The organism is uncultured Thiodictyon sp., from assembly GCA_903837595.1.
Taxonomy (GTDB): domain Bacteria; phylum Pseudomonadota; class Gammaproteobacteria; order Chromatiales; family Chromatiaceae; genus Thiodictyon.
The window spans coordinates 1-16,089 of record CAILVI010000109.1 but is presented as its reverse complement, the minus strand read 5'-3'; the positions used below and the strand labels follow the sequence as shown (position 1 = coordinate 16,089).

Annotated in this window: 15 protein-coding genes and 1 pseudogene; 5 read left to right on the top strand and 11 right to left on the bottom strand. The window is 64.4% G+C overall.

The features are described 5' to 3' along the window. Window positions 1-139: 139 nt before the first annotated feature. The 5 genes from QZY44_RS06215 to rpoZ form a co-directional block, all read right to left on the bottom strand. Window positions 140-259, bottom strand: coding sequence for a PLP-dependent transferase (locus QZY44_RS06215; RefSeq protein ID WP_295443725.1), 120 nt, complete (start codon window positions 257-259; stop codon window positions 140-142). A gap of 132 nt (window positions 260-391) precedes the next feature. Further along, entirely contained in the window at window positions 392-622 is a 231-nt protein-coding gene (locus QZY44_RS06210; RefSeq protein ID WP_295443722.1) for a hypothetical protein, read from the bottom strand. A gap of 244 nt (window positions 623-866) precedes the next feature. After that, window positions 867-1,484: a hypothetical protein gene (locus tag QZY44_RS06205; protein WP_295443719.1), complete on the bottom strand. Its 618-nt coding sequence runs from the start codon at window positions 1,482-1,484 to the stop codon at window positions 867-869. A 7-nt stretch (window positions 1,485-1,491) separates the two neighbouring features. Continuing rightward, window positions 1,492-3,678 carry a RelA/SpoT family protein gene (locus QZY44_RS06200; protein WP_295443731.1) on the bottom strand — a complete coding sequence of 729 codons (2,187 nt, stop codon included), beginning with the start codon at window positions 3,676-3,678 and terminating at the stop codon, window positions 1,492-1,494. Window positions 3,679-3,891: 213 nt separating this feature from the next. Further along, window positions 3,892-4,185, bottom strand: a complete 294-nt coding sequence (rpoZ, locus tag QZY44_RS06195) for a DNA-directed RNA polymerase subunit omega (RefSeq protein WP_295384730.1) — start codon at window positions 4,183-4,185, stop codon at window positions 3,892-3,894. A 298-nt stretch (window positions 4,186-4,483) separates the two neighbouring features. Here rpoZ and QZY44_RS06190 point away from each other — a divergent pair, with 298 nt between their 5' ends. The 3 genes from QZY44_RS06190 (at window position 4,484) to QZY44_RS06180 (ending at window position 6,714) form a co-directional block, all read left to right on the top strand. Continuing rightward, window positions 4,484-4,747 carry a tyrosine-type recombinase/integrase gene (locus QZY44_RS06190; protein ID WP_295443716.1) on the top strand — a complete coding sequence of 88 codons (264 nt, stop codon included), beginning with the start codon at window positions 4,484-4,486 and terminating at the stop codon, window positions 4,745-4,747. 6 nt (window positions 4,748-4,753) lie between these two features. Beyond that, the gene (locus tag QZY44_RS06185; protein WP_365303460.1) at window positions 4,754-5,155 is read left to right on the top strand and encodes a transposase; all 402 of its coding nucleotides are present in this window, start codon (window positions 4,754-4,756) and stop codon (window positions 5,153-5,155) included. Window positions 5,156-5,667: 512 nt separating this feature from the next. Further along, the gene (locus tag QZY44_RS06180; RefSeq protein ID WP_295443713.1) at window positions 5,668-6,714 is read left to right on the top strand and encodes an amidohydrolase family protein; all 1,047 of its coding nucleotides are present in this window, start codon (window positions 5,668-5,670) and stop codon (window positions 6,712-6,714) included. A 458-nt stretch (window positions 6,715-7,172) separates the two neighbouring features. On the opposite strand, the gene QZY44_RS06175 is transcribed toward QZY44_RS06180, so the two are convergent. From QZY44_RS06175 to QZY44_RS06165, 3 genes are all read right to left on the bottom strand, one after another. Continuing rightward, window positions 7,173-8,795, bottom strand: coding sequence for a hypothetical protein (locus QZY44_RS06175; protein ID WP_295443710.1), 1,623 nt, complete (start codon window positions 8,793-8,795; stop codon window positions 7,173-7,175). A gap of 18 nt (window positions 8,796-8,813) precedes the next feature. Continuing rightward, on the bottom strand, window positions 8,814-9,626 hold the full coding sequence (locus tag QZY44_RS06170; RefSeq protein WP_295443707.1) for a neuromedin U: 813 nt from the start codon (window positions 9,624-9,626) through the stop codon (window positions 8,814-8,816). Window positions 9,627-9,709: 83 nt separating this feature from the next. Next, on the bottom strand, window positions 9,710-11,575 hold the full coding sequence (locus QZY44_RS06165; RefSeq protein WP_295443704.1) for a sulfatase-like hydrolase/transferase: 1,866 nt from the start codon (window positions 11,573-11,575) through the stop codon (window positions 9,710-9,712). Between the two features lie 328 nt (window positions 11,576-11,903). Here QZY44_RS06165 and QZY44_RS06160 point away from each other — a divergent pair, with 328 nt between their 5' ends. Both QZY44_RS06160 and QZY44_RS06155 read left to right on the top strand, forming a co-directional pair. After that, on the top strand, window positions 11,904-13,310 hold the full coding sequence (locus tag QZY44_RS06160) for an ATP-binding protein (protein WP_295443701.1): 1,407 nt from the start codon (window positions 11,904-11,906) through the stop codon (window positions 13,308-13,310). Between the two features lie 10 nt (window positions 13,311-13,320). Continuing rightward, window positions 13,321-13,998 (top strand): response regulator, encoded by a 678-nt coding sequence (locus tag QZY44_RS06155; RefSeq protein WP_295443697.1) that lies wholly within the window; start codon window positions 13,321-13,323, stop codon window positions 13,996-13,998. 73 nt (window positions 13,999-14,071) lie between these two features. Here QZY44_RS06155 and gmk read toward each other — a convergent pair whose 3' ends face one another. The 3 genes and pseudogenes from gmk to QZY44_RS06140 all read right to left on the bottom strand — a co-directional run. Next, the gene (gene gmk / locus QZY44_RS06150) at window positions 14,072-14,683 is read right to left on the bottom strand and encodes a guanylate kinase (RefSeq protein WP_295443694.1); all 612 of its coding nucleotides are present in this window, start codon (window positions 14,681-14,683) and stop codon (window positions 14,072-14,074) included. Window positions 14,684-14,723: 40 nt separating this feature from the next. After that, window positions 14,724-15,851: an inorganic phosphate transporter gene (locus QZY44_RS06145; RefSeq protein WP_295443691.1), complete on the bottom strand. Its 1,128-nt coding sequence runs from the start codon at window positions 15,849-15,851 to the stop codon at window positions 14,724-14,726. A 10-nt stretch (window positions 15,852-15,861) separates the two neighbouring features. Continuing rightward, a pseudogene (locus QZY44_RS06140) lies at window positions 15,862-16,089 on the bottom strand (pit accessory protein); the annotation flags it as partial.

Sequence of the window (16,089 nt, the reverse complement as noted above, 5' to 3'; positions counted from 1 at the left end):
TCGGGCGGACCTTCGCACAACTCGACGTGAGCGCCACCTACCGCGTGCTCAAGAACGCCTCTATCTATGGTGCCCTGATGGGCGAGGCCCGTACCAATCTGCTCGACGGTGGGATCAGCGCGGGATTCAATTACCAGTTCTAACCCGCGCTCGCGGCGGCGAGTGCTTGGTGCAGATCGGCCTTGAGGTCCGCGAGGTCCTCAAGGCCGACCGACAGGCGCACCAGCAAGTCCAGGGCTTTCGCCTTGGTCCTGATCATCCGGCCCCCCCTTGCGGGGGAGGGTTGGGGTAGGGGTTGAACGGTTACGAGATCCAGGTCGGATGATCGACGCCCCGGTGCGATCAGGCGGCGGGATCCCTTCCCGCCGCGCTGCCGGCCGATGGGCTCAGGTTACGGCTGCTGGGTGAAGATCGCTGGTGCGCTCGAAACACTCCAGACACTGTAGGTGCCGCCTTTATCAAGGGCGTAAATGCGATACTGGTACGTTGTACCGGCTGTCTGCTCACCGAGCGTACGCCCCATGCCGGGCCGCCGCAGCAGTGCGGCGAACAGGGTCGTCTTACCGCTGCCCAGACAACCGGTCAGCAAGGATAGCGGTATGCGGCCAACCGGCACGCTCATCTGAGTGGTCCTGCAAGCGGCATTCGTCCCGGCTGGCCTTGATCATCAATCCAGACCGGCGGCAATCGCGGCGCAGAGCGCGTGACACCACCGCAGCGGTGTCACGAGAGGCCGCCAGCGGGGCACACAAGAATCGCCCCCGCACGCGTTTTATCCGCCCCTCCGGGGGCGGCTTCATTGAAGGTGAAAGATCAGCTTGCGGAGCTTCGCGGTGGCCGACAAAGGGCCTGATCGCAGGCCCGGCTCAAAGCCGATACTCTTCCAGCGGATCGGCACTGGCGCCCCGGCCGGAGCGAAAACTGAAGGTTGATGCCCCATCGCCCAAGGCCCATTCGAACACGTCCAGAGGATCGTCACCGCGGATTAGGCGCTCGTCTGTCTCACGCGCCCACCCGAACAGGTGCTTGAGCTCCTCCCCGGCACGCAGTCGACGGGCACTGGCGAGGACAGTCGAGGCGTGGGCGATGCGGCCTTCAAGTGCAGCGATCCTTTGCTGCTTCACCATGACGACGCCGACGAGAAAGTCGATGGCCCGTGCGGAGTCCGCCCAACGCTCACGCAACTCGCCAACCCGCTGCTCGATGGCCTTGGGTTCCAGCCGTCCTTCGTCCAGGCTGTAATCCGCAAAAACGCCCTGGATCAGTACGACGAATAGGGTCAAGGAACGCGCCGCGTCCTCGGTGTGGCCATAGACCAGCCGTCCCGACTGATCGATATCCAGTTCATCGAAATAGACCCGCACGCCGGGGCTGGCCCCGTCGATGCAGTCGCCGATGCGATAGCTGGCCAGGCAGCAATCGAAGCGCTTGGTCTGGACCTCGGTCTCCTTACCGTCGATCTCGATATAGAGTGAATCGAACATACCCATCTCAGCGACTCACCCGGGTAATGCGCATCACCAGCGGGATCTGGCGCAGCCGGCGCATGATGCGCGCCAGGTGTTGGCGACCGCGCACGGTCACCAGGAATTCGAGGGTGGAGGTGCTGCCGTCCTTTTCCGTGGATTGGACGTTCTCGATGTTTGACCCCTGCTCGGCGATGACCCCCGCCACCACCGCCAGGGCGCCGCGGCGGTTGCCGATATCGACCCGGATCTCGACCGGGAAGTCCCCGTCCGGCTCGGGTGCCCACTCGACATCCAACCGCTTGTTGCGCCGCGTCTCCAGACTGCTCAGATTGCGGCACTCCTGGCGGTGGACCACGATTCCGCGCCCGGGGCTGAAGACAGCGGCCACCACATCCCCCGGGATGGGGCGGCAGCAACGGGCGAAGGTGACGACCATCCCCTCGGTGCCGCGGATGGCGAAGCGGTGCGGGTGGGGCTCGGCCACCGCCCCCGCAGCGGCGCCCGCGCTGTCCACCTCCCCGCCCACCAAACGGCGCGCCACCAGGGCCGGCAGGCGATTGCCCAGACCGATGTCCACGAGCAGTGCGGCGGCATCCGGGAGGCCGGCGTCGTCCAGATAGCCGACGATGGCCGCCGGGGCCAGTTGAGCCAGGTCGCTGCCGAGCGCGTTCAGTTCGGCGCTCAACAGGCGCCGGCCCAGGGCCTCGGCCTCCTTGGCCTTGAGACTCTTAAGGTAGCCGCGGATGCCGGCGCGGGCCTTGCCGGTAACCACAAAAGCGAGCCAACCCGGATTGGGTTTACCCCCCGGGGCGGTGATGACCTCGACCGTCTGGCCGCTGCGCAGCGGGGTGCTCAAGGCGGCGAGACGCCGGTCGATCTTCCCACCCACGCAGGTATTGCCCACGTCGGAATGGATGGCATAGGCAAAGTCCACCACTGTCGACGCCCGCTTGAGCGTGAGTATGCGGCCCTTGGGAGTGAAGACATAGACGTCGTCAGGGAACAGGTCGACCTTGACGTTCTCCAGGAAATCTTGGGGATTACCGGCGCCCTGCTGCATCACGAGCAGGTTCTGGAGCCAATCGTTAGCCAGGTTGGCGGGCGAGTTGGGGTGCTGGCCGCCGCTCTTGTACATCCAATGGGCGGCGATACCCGACTCGGCACCGCGCTCCATGGCCTCGGTGCGGATCTGGATCTCCAGGGGCACGCCCTGAGGGCCAAAGAGCACCGTGTGAAGCGATTGGTAGCCGTTTGCCTTGGGGATAGCGATGTAGTCCTTGAAGCGCCCGGGCACCGGCTTGTAGAGGTTGTGGACCTGGCCCAGGACGCGGTAACAAGTGTCCACCCGGTCCACCGTCACCCGCACCCCGAACACGTCCACCACCTCGGAGAAGGAGCGCCGCTTCTCCTTCATCTTGCGGTAGATGCTGTAGAGGTTCTTGCAGCGGCTCTTGACCTCGCCCTGGATGCCCTCCTGCTGGAGCCGGCGCTTGATCGTGGCCTCGACCCCGGCGAGCAGTTCGGAGCGCGCCCCGCTGGCCTTCTGCACCGCCCGCTCCAGGATCAGGTGGCGCCAGGGCCAGTAGTGGCTGAAGCCCAACTCCTCGAGCTCGACCCGGATACTGCTGATCCCCAAGCGGTTGGCGATCGGGGCAAAGATATCCAGCGTCTCGCGCGAGATGCGCCGCCGACTCTCGCCGCTCATCACGCCTAGGGTGCGCATGTTGTGCAGGCGATCGGCGAGCTTGATCAGGATCACCCGGATGTCGCGAGTCATCGCCAGAAGCATCTTTTGCAGGCTGGCCGCCTGGGCCTCGGCGCGGGAGGCGAAGTCGATCTGGGAAAGCTTGCTGACGCCGTCCACCAGTTCGGCGACCTCGCTGTCGAAGACCTCGGCGAGCCGATCCTTGGCGATCGGGGTATCCTCGATCACGTCGTGCAGGATGGCGGCGATCAGGCACTTGTAGTCCATGTGCATGGTACTGAGGGTGCGCGCCACCGCCAGCGGGTGGTAGATGTAGGGCTCACCGGACTTGCGGCTCTGGCCCTGATGGGCCTCGGCACCGAACAGATAGGCGCGATAGACCTCGCTCACCTGTTCCAGCGGCAGGTAAGACTCCAGCGAGGCGCACAGGTCGCTGATGAGGAAACGCGAGGGGCTGCTCGGCCCCGGACTGGGTTGCTCGGCTGGGGGGGCCGCGTCGGTCATCGCCTCAGGCGCGGCCAGGGGGGAAGCGTCGGTCATCACCTTAGCTTCCCGGGCGGATGTCGGCGGCAACGCCAAGGCACGCTCGGCGGCCGACACGCAGCCGCCGCCACGGGCGGGCAGTCGCAGACCCAACCCGCGTCCGATTGGACGCGGCCGGCCCGACAGCCATCCGGGCTAAGCGACCCCCGCGGCGTGCGCTCGTGCTTGAAGGCGTTACTCCTTGTCCGAGTCCAGGTCACGCATGTCGGCGGCGAGTTCGGCCGCGAGGCGTTGTTCCAGCGCCGCGGCGGTCTCTTCGATGTGGCGCTGAGCGGCCTGGACCACCTCGTTGGTGATGCGGCCTGCGGCGATCTCGCGCAGCGCCATGACGGTGGGTTTGTCCTTGAGCCAAGGCAGGGTGGGCTCCACACCGTTGGCGAGCTGGCGGGCGCGCTTGGTGGCAAGCAGGACCAGGTCGAAACGGTTGTCAACGTGGTTGAGGCAATCCTCTACGGTGATGCGGGCCATCAAACAATACTCCAACAGCGAATTCAACAAATAACCGGGATAGCGGGATAGCGCCGGCAGGAGGCCCGGGCGGCTGGGCACACCGGCATCTTGGGGCCGGGGCGCCACACGCAGGCGCGCGACCTCTTAGCGTAGCACAAGAGGTCGCGACGGTCGCAATAACCAGAGCGACTGAACGCCTTGAGCATCCTCCAGCCAGCGGCGATCGGTCCGCACAGCGGACCCTACGGTAATGCCGCGATCCGTTGGGTCCGCTGTGCGGACCAACGACCTCGCGGCTAGGACGGTGGCCGGGACCATGACCAACGCGGACTGGCGCTTCACCGTGCGTAGCGGTGAGCCACTGTCCACGACCGCATTGCAGCGGGCCTTCACCGACGCCAAGCAGGCGGCGGGTGTCACCACGCCCGGCCGCATTCATGGCCTGGGTCACGCCTTGGCCATGTATCAATTGGCGGCGTGGATGGCGGTGGAGCGCCTGCAACGGCTGCTGGGGCACCGTCGTATCCAAACCACCCTCCACCTGGTGGCGGATGGGTCTTTCGGGACGGACGGCATCTGACATCAACTGCTCACGGTACGCGCCCTGTCGCGGCACTTTCGCAGTGGCTTTGACGGTGAGTCCATCGACCACGCATACAAAGACTACCGCGATGGCGACCGCCGCAAGGTGATGACCCTGACCGGAGAGGAACTCATTCGTCGTTTCCTGCTGCATGTTCTGCGCAAGTGCTTTATTCGGGTGCACCACTTCGGCTTTCTCTGCAACCGCTGCCGGGCACACCGGTTGAGGGCGATCCGCACGACGCCCGCCACCCCGGCGCCGACTGCCGCGGAACCCTCCAAGCCGGCCGCACAGTTCGGCGGCTATCCCTGTCCAAATTGCCGCGAGAGCCGGTTTCATGTGACCAAACGCGTGGCCCCGCAGCGCCGTGGTGAAGGTGTGAGAAGAGTGACTGCGCCCAGCTAATCTAACAACGCCGCGCCCCCCGGCCGTTGATCACAGGCCGCGAGACGGCCTGCGGGCGCTCTTGCGCAGATTCCGGAAAATGGTCTACACTTCGCAATAATCTCATTGGTCACGCCAGCCACGCTTGTGGAGCCTCGCGAATGCCCGGTTTATGCCCCCAACCGCCACCGGTGCCCGGCACTACACCCCGCTGATGGCCGACGCTCACCGCCCCGCGGATACAATGCCCTATCGCTAGGGAGTCCCGGGTCGGCGGCGGGCGTCATGCCGGGATCGGATTAGTTCAACACACACTTCTACGTCGTGCGCGCGCGGCGCCCTGCCACTACCGAGGATCAGTGCGGCGCGCACGACGTATAAATGCTTAATCGTTAGATGCTTTCGGTACAACGTCACGGGGCACAGTTCCGGACAGGGCCGAAAATCCTATACATCGTTTGCAGTCCCCGACTAGGCGCGGGGCAACGTTGGGGCCCCGGTTTCAGCAACTAACCTTCCTGAGAGGTCGCATCATGTCTTTACGAATCATTTGCTTAGAGGCGCATTTCTATGAGACCGAGTGGGCCAAGGCGGCCGCTCCAACGATCGTCAGGATGGCGCCTTATATCATTGATCTGGGCAGCCAGCTCGAGGATAACCCAGAGGCTTGGGGAGACCATCGGCCACATCTCGATGGAACGATGCGGGCGATTGAGCTGGCGACTGCATCTATCGACAGCCGTATCGAGAAGATGGACGCCAACGGCATCGACACCCAAGTCCTATCGATTGCGCAGCCCATCCAAGCAATGCCGGTCGGGGAAGCTGTCGACCTCTCCCGCAAGGTGAATGACCGACTTGCCGAAATCGCCCACAGATACCCGAAGCGATTTGGTGGCTTCTTCACGCTTCCGTGGCAAGACGCCGATGCCGCTGCGCGTGAGGCCGAGCGGGCCGTCACCGAGCTTGGGCTGACAGCCACGCAGATCTTTGGACGCGCCGGGGATGACGCCATGCTCGACGCTCCGCAGTTCGATCCTATTCTCGCCAAGCTCGAAGCACTCGATGCACCGATCTACCTCCACCCCGGGCCGCCGCTGCGCGCGGTCCAGCAACCTTACTACTCCGGCTTCAGCAAAGAGGTGACCGCCCGATTCTCCCTGGGCGGCTATGGATGGCATAACGAAGCCGGTATCCAGGTAATCCGTCTGATCCTGTCCGGAACGCTGGACCGGCATCCGGGGCTCAGGATCATCAGTGGTCACTGGGGCGAACTGGTACCGTTCTATCTCGAGCGCATGGACGACGCAATGCCGAGGGAGGCAACTGGCCTAACGCGCAGCATCAGCCAGACGTATCGCGATCAGGTCTACGTCACGGCCAGCGGCATGTATTACACGCCTAACTTCATTTTCTGCAAAGAGGTATTGGGCGTGAACAAGATGTTATTTGCCATGGATTATCCATACGTCACTATGACGGGGGCGCGCGCCTGGCTCGAAGGCCTGCCGATTTCGGAAGATGAGCGGGCTGCATTTGCCCACGTGAATGCTGAGCAACTGCTCAGGCTTCCACTCTGAATACCTGGTCAGGAGCGCGCGCCGCTTTAGGCTTCACGCTGCACCCAAGGCAACACGTTAGTTCGCGGCGTTACACCGTTGGAGCGGTGTCACGAGAGGCTGGGTGGCCGGAGTGGTGATCGACGCCTCATCTTGATCTCGGGGCAAGCTGAGGGGGTGACATGGTGACATTGACATTCGTCGCGGGAGGGGCCCGCTCCCAATGCCATTAAGTTAAGGATTCCCCGTTCGCCCTGAGCCTGTCGAAGGGTGAACGGGGAATCCTTAACCCGCTGAAGTTAAGTCGTTCATGGTTCGACAGGCTCACCACGAACGGCTTAACTTAACGGCATTGCGCCCGCTCCTACGACGTAGGAGCGCCACCGGCCGCGTCAAGACTCAGTGGCATTTAGTGCTCAAGGCCGCGCCGGGGGCGAACGCCTTGACCGCTGACGCCCCAAGCTGGCGCAGGTGAGAAATCAATACCCGTCCTCCCGGAAATTGCAGGTGTGGTCGCAATTGCAGGCGGGGATCCCAGTCGACAGATCGATCTGCGCGTAGGGATTCCCGGAAGTGACCCCGAACTTATCGGTATAGTGATATCTTGGGGTCTTCAAGGTCAGGGCGGCACTGCGCGGGACCTGCAAGGTCGCGGTGAGCCGGAATTCATTGACCTCAGCACGCTGCTCGACGATGCGCTCGGGGGTGACCGAGATCACCATGCGATCGAAGGACCAGGTGATCCGGCTGCCAGCCTCCGGCGGATGCGGATCATTCCCCTGGTAGACCTTGCAATGTTGCTGGACGCTCTTCATGGCACAGGCCACCGTATCGTCGGCGGTCGGAAAATGGGTGGCGACCGTGAGCCGCGGACGCGGTTCGATCTGGTTGAGCAGATAACCAAATGCCCCCTGTGGCGTATGAGAGCTATCCTCCACCGTCTCGACCAAGCTCACGACCAATTTAGGAACCTTGGCGGGATCGTTCAAGCCCCTGATCTTCATGGCCCACACTTCCGCCGGCGCATCCATCTCGTGGATGAATACGTCCACACCCCGACCGCCGTTGCGCGCTGCCTCCAGGCTGAGCCTTTCGGGCTTGGTATCACCCGTATAGATCATGCTCCGCCCCCGCCATTCGAGCTTGTAGCCGATCGAACCCTTACGGGCATGGATCACCGGGAACCAAGTGATCTTGACCCCGGTCGCCTTATTTTCATACGCGACGTTCTCTCCCTTCGCATAGTTCTGCAAATCCAGCTCGATCGGGATCATGGCATAGCCATCGTCCGGCGAATCATACCCGACCGGCACGGGTTCGCAGGGTAAACCCCAACTTTCGCGGGTGGGCGCGCGGTGGCCGAGGTAGCCGGTGGGCTCGAAGCTGAAGCTCTCGCTATGCCAGCGGCAGGCCTCGCGCAGATGCCCACAGAAGGCCCGTGTGCCGTCCTCGAAATAGCGCGGCTGGTTGGGATTTTGCGACCAGACCGGATTTTCCACGCCCGAAGGCCCAGGCCCCCAAACGTAAAGTGGATACTTGCGATCTTCCGCTGGACCGAAGCAATAGATGTGGGTCAGGTCGCTCATATGATCGCCGTGCAGATGGGTCAGAAAGACCTTGTCCATCCGCCCGAACCCGACGTTCATCGCCCCGTAATTGGCACGGACCCCGCTGCCGCAGTCGAATACAAACTGGTCCAGCGGCATCTCTCGCTCCGGGTCCCAACCCACCTCGACAAAGATGCTCATCATCCGCCGGGCCGGGGAGGGGGGCGGGTTCGCCGACCCCATGAAGCTGATCCGCATCTCATTTTCGGCCAGCGGCGCGATCGTGGTGCGGGTGCGATGACTGAACGGGGCAAAGGCCGGTAGCTTGTCGAAGTAACTATAGCGCTGCGCGGCGGCCTCGTCGGTCCAGTCACAGCTCGGCCCCGGGGGGCAGGAGCAACTGGCGTCCGCACAGCCCTCAGCGGCCACGGCGGTACCCGCCCCGGCTTCCGTCAGCGCACCGCCAACGGCCAGGCCACCCAGGCTCCAACCTGTGAGTTTCAATGCGTCGCGCCGCGTCCAACCGGTGGACTCTAGGTTAGTTGAGTCGGTCATTATGATTCCTCACTAATGTCATTTGGGGAACAGAAACTGCACTTGCGCCCGGATCGTCCAGTCCGAGCTATTGGTGGGGGAGACCACGTTGTAATAGCCGGACAGTTGTAGATTAACGGGCAACTTGCCGCCTAAGCGAAAGACCTTGCCGATGCCGGCGCCCACCGGCACGGTCCACTGCTGACTGCTCGCGGCCCGCCAATCGACCGTGATCATGGGCGACGAAGTAAGATAGACGCCGTTCTTGAAGTTGTAATTGATGCCTGGTTGGATGACGCCATGGTTGTAGGAGCCGCCCGATTGATTACTGGACAGCGACCAGATATTGTTCACGAGCATGCCGAAGACCCAGGGGCTGGCGTGATCGAGATGAACGATGACGACCGAGGGCCCCAGGCCCCAATTGCGATTGCCGAGCCTGGTATCACTATCGGTAGGCGCCTGGACGACCGGCCCAGCCCCCCAGATCCATTTCCCGGGTTTGGCCGGCGACAGCCAGGCGGTGAAGACCGTATCGCCGATGCCGTTCACCGCCTTGACCGTCGGCGCCAGGTCCGGCATCCAGATCACCGGCACGATCGTGCGCGTGATGATATTCCAGTCGGAATTGACCTCAAACGGGATGATCGGCTCGATGTTGAGCACATCCTGCGTATTCTTCTGGGGGCCGAAATGGAGATTGGTGTTGTTCTGGAACGGCACGCTGATCAGGTTGCCAAGCGGGTTCTGCGTGATCTTTGCCAACTGCTCGGCGCTCAATTCGGCGCGGGCCGGGGTGGTCGCCGCCCCGAGCAGCGCGACGAGCGCCCCGACCGTCATCGTTTTGGTCATATGGTTCTTTCAACCTCTATACTTGATTGTCGGCGGGGGACGAACATTCCCGTCGCCCCCGCCCTGGTCCCGGCGGAACCGACCTAATGCCCCGGTGCCGGTGCGGGCGCGCCCGGGACTGGTCCCGCGGCAGCGCGCTTGCCGGCCGCCTCCTTGAGCATCGGAATGATGTCGTAGAGGGCACCCAGGCTGTTGGGCCCAAATCCGCGCTGGAGCCGCGGCGGGTACTTTTCCAGGTCCTTCAGGTAGTCCCTCACCGCATTCTGAACTTGCGTCATCATGGGGATATGACGCAGCCCGACGCCGATGTCCTCCTGGGGGTCGGTGTAGAGGTTGGCCATGATCCCGCCGCCGGTGCTCGTGGCGATCGGACCGCTGAATCCGCCGGTATAGCCCTTCTGGAAGAACCCCTTCTCCAATTCGGCGGTAAAGATCCACTTGAACTCGTCGACGCGCATCGCCGCAAAATAGCCCAGGAGCATGTATGGCCGGCTGCGGCGGGCGGACTCACCCTGATCGGCGAGCAGCAGACCGGTCTGGTCGATGCCGTCGAGGTAGGTGCTCTTGGGAACGAATCCCCCGACCTCGGCACCGGGCTTGCCGGCCAGCGCGATCGAGGTATTGAAGAGGTCGGCGAGATCGAAGAGCCCTTCGGAGCGGCGCGGCGCAATCATGCCCTTCCAATAGGCGAAGGTCGGCACCCGCTGTCCGCCCTCCCAGGCCGACCCCTTGCAGCCGCGGAAGGGGGTGCGGCCGGCCGGCGGGACCTCGCATTCGGGGCCATTGTCCGAGGTGAAGAACACCAGGGTATTCTCCAACTGGCCGGTTTCCTCCAGTGCCTTCACCAATTGACCCAGGACGTGGTCCATCTCGACCATACAGTCACTGTAGGCGGTGCGGGCGCGTGACTTGCCTGCCCATTGATCGGATGGATAGTTGTCGAAGTGACAGCCGCGGGTGGCATGGTAGAGGAAGAAGGGGTTCGAACTGTCCTTCTGCTTGCGGATGAAGGCGACGCTGTAGTCCATCCAGTGCCGGTCCAGGTCCTTGATATAGTCGAGATCGATGAACCGCCCGTTCTGGCAGTGCGCCTTGTCGGACGGCGTGCAGTGGACCTCGTGCTGATTGAACGGCAGCTCGTCCATCATCCGGGTCCGGGCCGGGCTCAGGGCAATCTCCGGGTTGAAATAGATGTCCCGCCACTCGCTGTACATGTCGGAGACGCTGAGGAACCCCAGGTAGTCGTCGTAGCCCACGTTCTGCGGCAGTGAGGCCTGGTTCTCACCCAGGTGCCACTTGCCGACCCCCTGAGTCACATAGCCGAGCTGTTTCAAGACGCTGGGGAGCGCCACTGCCCCCTCGAGCCCCCCGGGCGCGCCGTACATCGGCGGGTCCAGGAGGCCGTGATGCAGCGGGTTCTGACCAGTATGGATGGAGGCCCGGGTCGGCGAGCACGAGGGCGTGGAATAGGCCGAGGTGAGCAGCAGACCGCCGGCCGCGAGCCGATCCATCACCGGGGTGTCATTGCCGACCGCGATACCGCCGCCGTTGAAACCCGGGTCCATCCAGCCCACATCATCGAGCAGGAAGATCAGGATGTTCGGCTTCTTGCCGGTCTTCTTCTCCAGCGCCGCGAGTTTCTCACGCGCCTGCCGTTCCTGCTCGGGGTGGGCAATGACCGGATACATATTATCCGCCGGCTTCACGTCCTTGAGATGAATGAACTGGTCCGGGTGGTCGTAGCCCTTGGCCGTGGTTGGGCCGGTGGCGGCACCGCGCGGATTCGGTGCGAGCGCAGCCTCCGCCTGGTCGGCTGTGGCGGATGGCGGGCCCGGTCGCTGATCCGCGGCAACGGCGGCACCCGCGGCGAACCAGCCGAGCAATGCCAGGAAATACCAATGGCGCGGCCCAGTCACGGACGGCGGTTGGGCAAGCGATGGACGACTCATCTGAAAACCCCTTTTCGATCAAATTCTTACAGACAGTGGATCACGCAGGACCAAGCGGCCCCGGGCCGACATATGGTAATGGACGGTCGCCGCTCGTCTATTGCCCCAAAGGGCCAATCAAGCGGACGCCGATGGTCCAGCGGGGGCGGCGCAACCGGCTGGCGGGGATTGCCCGCCCCGCCCCAGCCGTCGCGGCCAGGTTCGCCGTACAGATTCCCACCGCGCGTCCTCCTGCCTCATCGAGTCAGGATCGCAAGTGGACGGCGCCCCGGAGATCCGGCACCCTATAAGCCCTTGATGCTCGTCCCGATGGCGCCTGAACGACGTAATGATTTTTGACACCCAGACCGGCTTTCTGTCCAACAGCGTGCTCGGCCTGCTCATTTCGCTGGCGCTCTGGACCGTGCTGTGGCGCCAGCGCACCCTGGCGCTGCATCTGTGGTGCGGCGGCGGTCTCGCCGCCGCGGGGTCCAGCCTGTTGTTCGCCCTGCGCACGATCCTACCCCCGGTGCTGGGCTTTACCCTGGCCACCCTGCTCGCATTCCTGATGCTCGTGCTCAAACTCCAGGCCGTCCGTCTGACACTCGACGCCCCGGAGCCCGCCAGTCGTCTGGTCATTCTGATACTGGCCTTTCTGGCCGGACACCAATTGCTGCTGCTCGGTGGCAGCGAGTCTTTGCGCTACGTCATGGTTTCAGTTGTGTTGCTGGTCATGAACGCCCGCGTGGCCTGGTGGGCCCGGCGGCTGGGGCGGCGGGGCGGGCAACGCAGCGCCGACTGGATTGCCGCGGCCTTTGCCGCGATGGCCATCATGTTTGGGCTGCGTCTGCTCAGTGCCGCCCTGGGGGCCTCCCATCCCCGGCTCCTGACCCATGGCTACGATTCGCTGCTGTTGGCGCTGACCGTGACCTTCGGCATTATCGTCAGCAATATCGCCTGGCTTGGCCTCGCACTCGAGCGCCTGATCGGGGCGCAGGTCACGGCCGCCGCGGCGCAGGCGCGCAGCGAGGAAAACCGGCTCTTGAGCGAGCGGATTGCCCAGCTTGAGCGCCAACGCAGCCTTGGCCTGCTGTCGGCATCCCTGGCTCACGAGCTGAACCAGCCGTTGACCGCGATCCTTACGAACGCTGAGGTGGCGCAGCGCGGTCTGCGCAGCAGCGGCTACGATCCGGGACCGACGCTCGCTTTTCTCGACAAGATCGTTCACAACACCGAGCGCGCCAGGCAGATCGTCGAACATATCCGCGGCTTCATCCGTCCGGCGCGGGCGCCGCGCGAGCCGGTCGATCTGGCGCAGGTCATACTGGACGTCATCGAGCTGGTGGCCGCCGAGGCGCGGGGCCAGCACATCGACTTGGACTTACGCCTGCCTCAGCCCCCGCTCTGGGTCACCGGCGATCCGGTCCAGCTCTCGCAGATTGTGCTCAACGTGCTGCGCAATGCGATCGAAGCGGTATCCCAGGGCGAGCGTCGCGAGATCGAGATCCGTCTGGACCAGCAGGATGGGCAGGCACGCCTGCACGTGCAGGACTGCGGCCCCGGGTTATCGCCCGCGGCCTTGCGGCAGGCCGGCCAGCCGTTCTTCACGACCAAGCCCCAGGGGCTGGGGCTGGGACTCTCGATCTCGCGTACCATCGCCGAGCAACACGGTGGCGACCTGGCCCTGACCAATGCGGCAGGCGGCGGAGCGCTGGCCGAGCTGCGGTTACCGCTGCGGCCGATGAGACCCAATTGAGACCTGACCGATGATTCGAGACCTATGCATCCGCCAACCGATCACGGTCAGCGACCGACGGCTGGCCGAACGCTGTGCCCGCGGTCGCGTGGTGGTGATCGACGACGATGCCGAAATCCTGCTGGCCCTGTGCGCGCTGTTCGAGCTGGAGGGTTATGCCTGCGAGACCTACGACTCGGCCGTCGCCTTTCTCCAGGTGTTGAGCGAGAACGGTCCTTGTTTTCCGGGGCCTTGCTGCCTGCTCTGCGATGTCAGGATGCCGCAGATCGATGGGCTGGAGCTGCAACGCCGCCTGAAGGAGCTTGGCGACGCCCCCATGCTGCTGATGAGCGGCTCCAGCGGCGCGCCGGAGGCGGCCAGCGCCTTCCGCGCCGGGGCGCTCGACTTTCTGATCAAACCGATGAAGGCCGAGACCCTGCTCGACGCCGTGACCAAGGCGCTGGCGGTCAGCGCACAACGGCAGCACCAGCGTACACGCCGGGACGAACTCGCGACGCGGCTCAATGCACTCACCGAGCGGGAGCGCGAGATCGCTCAGCGGGTGGCGCTAGGCCAACGCAATCTCGAGATTGCCGATGCGCTGGGAATTGCGCTGCGCACCGTCAAACGGCATCGTCATCAGGTGATGGAGAAACTGGAGGTCGACACACTGGTCGATCTCGTACACGTCATCGACGAAATGAAATGAGCCGGGGCAGGGGAACGCCGATGAACCAACAGGCCTGCCGGGAAGGCGTGCGGCGGATGCCCAGCCGCTGGAATCAGGGCCACAGCAGGTCGCCGGTTGCACTCAGGTCCCGCCGACGCGCGGTGCGCAGCCGCTCGGCGGCAACAACCGCGGCCAGGTCGGCCAGTGCGGTCTCGAAGCAGTCGTTGACGACCACATAGTCATAGTCGCCCCAGTGGGTACAGTCCTCGCGGGCCTGAGCCAGCCGACCGGCGATCACCGTGTCGCTATCGGTACCGCGGGTGCGCAGCCGACGCTCCAACTCGGCCCCCGACGGTGGGAGGATGAAGATACCCACGGCCGCGGGAAAGCGGGTCCTGACCTGGCGGGCGCCCTGCCAATCGATCTCCAGGATCAGACCGCGGCCAGGCACCAGGCCACCGCGCACGTCAGCCTCGCGGGTGCCGTAGAGGTTGCCAAAGACCTCCGCGTGCTCCAGAAAGGCCCCGGCAGCGACCTCCGCACGAAAGTCCTCGACGGCCAGGAAATGGTAATGCACCCCGTCGCGTTCGCCCGGACGCGGCCCCCGGGTGGTGGCCGAGACCGAGAGCCCGAGCCCCGGGTCCCGTTCCAGCAGGGCACGAACCAGGCTGGTCTTGCCGGCGCCGGACGGGGCGGAAACGATGAACAGGATGCCGTCGTGCATGGTTGAAATATCAGTCTCTTGCGGGAAAGGGCGATCAGGTTCAGGCCAAACCGAACGATTGCAGCAGCTTCACCAACCCGAAGGCCATGCCGCCGGCGGCCGGGATGGTCAGGACCCAGGCCCACAGCATGCGCTCGACCACGGTCCAACGCACGGCGGAGAAACGCTTGGCCGCCCCGACGCCCATGATGGCCGCGGAGATATTGTGGGTGGTGGAGACCGGGATGCCGAGGCTGGAGGCAATGGTGATCACGGTGGCCGCGGAGGTCTCGGCTGCAAAGCCGTGGATTGGGTGCAGGCGCACGATCTTGTGGCCCAAGGTCTTGATGATCCGCCAGCCGCCGATGGCGGTGCCGGCCGCCATGGTCACGGCGCAGGTGAGCTTGATCCAGAGGTCGATGTCGCCCTTCGCCAGCGCCGCCGGGCTTGGGTGCAGCCAGCTGAGCCATGAGGGCAGCGCGTCGAGGGTCCCGGCGTGCTGTGCCGAGACCAGGGCGAGCGCGATGATGCCCATGGTCTTCTGCGCATCGTTGAGCCCGTGGGCCAGCCCCATGTAACCCGCGGAGAAGAGTTGGGCCTTGCCGAAAAAGGCGTTGGCCCAGCGCGGGCGGGCGATGCGCATGAGCACACCGCCGCTGCGCGACATCGACCAAAAGAGTGCAAACAGCAACCCCATCAACAGGTAGCCGCCGACGAAGCCCATCACCGGACTGCTGACCATCGGTACGACGACCTTCCAGAGCACCCCCGCGCCCTTATACCAGGGGTCGGCCGGTTGTGACCAGATCACCGCCCCCCATTGCCCGTGCGCGGCGGCAAGCGCCGCCCCGCACAGACCGCCGATGAGCGCGTGGGAGGACGAGGACGGCAGGCCCAGGTACCAGGTCACCAGGTTCCAGACGATGCCGCCGATGAGCGCGCAGATGATGATCTGGGAGGTAACCTCCACCACCCCCACGTCCAGCAGGCCGGTGGCGATGGTCTTGGCCACCGCGGTGCCCCAGAGTGCACCGATCAGGTTGGTGGTGGCCGCCAGCGCCACGGCCTGCATGGGCGCCAGCACCTTGGTCGCGACCACGGTGGCGATGGAGTTCGCCGTGTCGTGGAAGCCGTTGATGTACTCGAAGACGAGCGCGGTGAGAACGACCGCGATGAGGAGGGTCAGCACGGCGGCATCCTCAGCTATTCTTCAGCGCGATCTGGTAGGCGACCGCACCGGACTCGCGGCAACGGTCGATGGCCTTCTCCAGGATCTCGAAGAACTCCTTGATCAGGAACATCTGCTGGCCCTCGTAGCGGCCGGAGTAGAGGTCGCGGTAGAGCTCCAGCATCAGCCGATCGGCCTCGCTCTCGATGGAGCGCAGGCGGTCATTTAAGTCCCGCATCTTCTGGAGCTTCATCTTGCG

Excerpts from the sequence above, each read along its gene's own strand:
- QZY44_RS06215 (WP_295443725.1), bottom strand. The coding sequence starts at position 259 with ATGATCAGGACCAAGGCGAAAGCCCTGGACTTGCTGGTGCGCCTGTCG.
- QZY44_RS06210 (WP_295443722.1), bottom strand. The coding sequence starts at position 622 with ATGAGCGTGCCGGTTGGCCGCATACCGCTATCCTTGCTGACCGGTTGT.
- QZY44_RS06205 (WP_295443719.1), bottom strand. The coding sequence starts at position 1,484 with ATGTTCGATTCACTCTATATCGAGATCGACGGTAAGGAGACCGAGGTC.
- QZY44_RS06200 (WP_295443731.1), bottom strand. The coding sequence starts at position 3,678 with ATGACCGACGCGGCCCCCCCAGCCGAGCAACCCAGTCCGGGGCCGAGC.
- rpoZ (WP_295384730.1), bottom strand. The coding sequence starts at position 4,185 with ATGGCCCGCATCACCGTAGAGGATTGCCTCAACCACGTTGACAACCGT.
- QZY44_RS06190 (WP_295443716.1), top strand. The coding sequence starts at position 4,484 with ATGACCAACGCGGACTGGCGCTTCACCGTGCGTAGCGGTGAGCCACTG.
- QZY44_RS06180 (WP_295443713.1), top strand. The coding sequence starts at position 5,668 with ATGTCTTTACGAATCATTTGCTTAGAGGCGCATTTCTATGAGACCGAG.
- QZY44_RS06175 (WP_295443710.1), bottom strand. The coding sequence starts at position 8,795 with ATGACCGACTCAACTAACCTAGAGTCCACCGGTTGGACGCGGCGCGAC.
- QZY44_RS06170 (WP_295443707.1), bottom strand. The coding sequence starts at position 9,626 with ATGACCAAAACGATGACGGTCGGGGCGCTCGTCGCGCTGCTCGGGGCG.
- QZY44_RS06165 (WP_295443704.1), bottom strand. The coding sequence starts at position 11,575 with ATGAGTCGTCCATCGCTTGCCCAACCGCCGTCCGTGACTGGGCCGCGC.
- QZY44_RS06160 (WP_295443701.1), top strand. The coding sequence starts at position 11,904 with ATGATTTTTGACACCCAGACCGGCTTTCTGTCCAACAGCGTGCTCGGC.
- QZY44_RS06155 (WP_295443697.1), top strand. The coding sequence starts at position 13,321 with ATGATTCGAGACCTATGCATCCGCCAACCGATCACGGTCAGCGACCGA.
- gmk (WP_295443694.1), bottom strand. The coding sequence starts at position 14,683 with ATGCACGACGGCATCCTGTTCATCGTTTCCGCCCCGTCCGGCGCCGGC.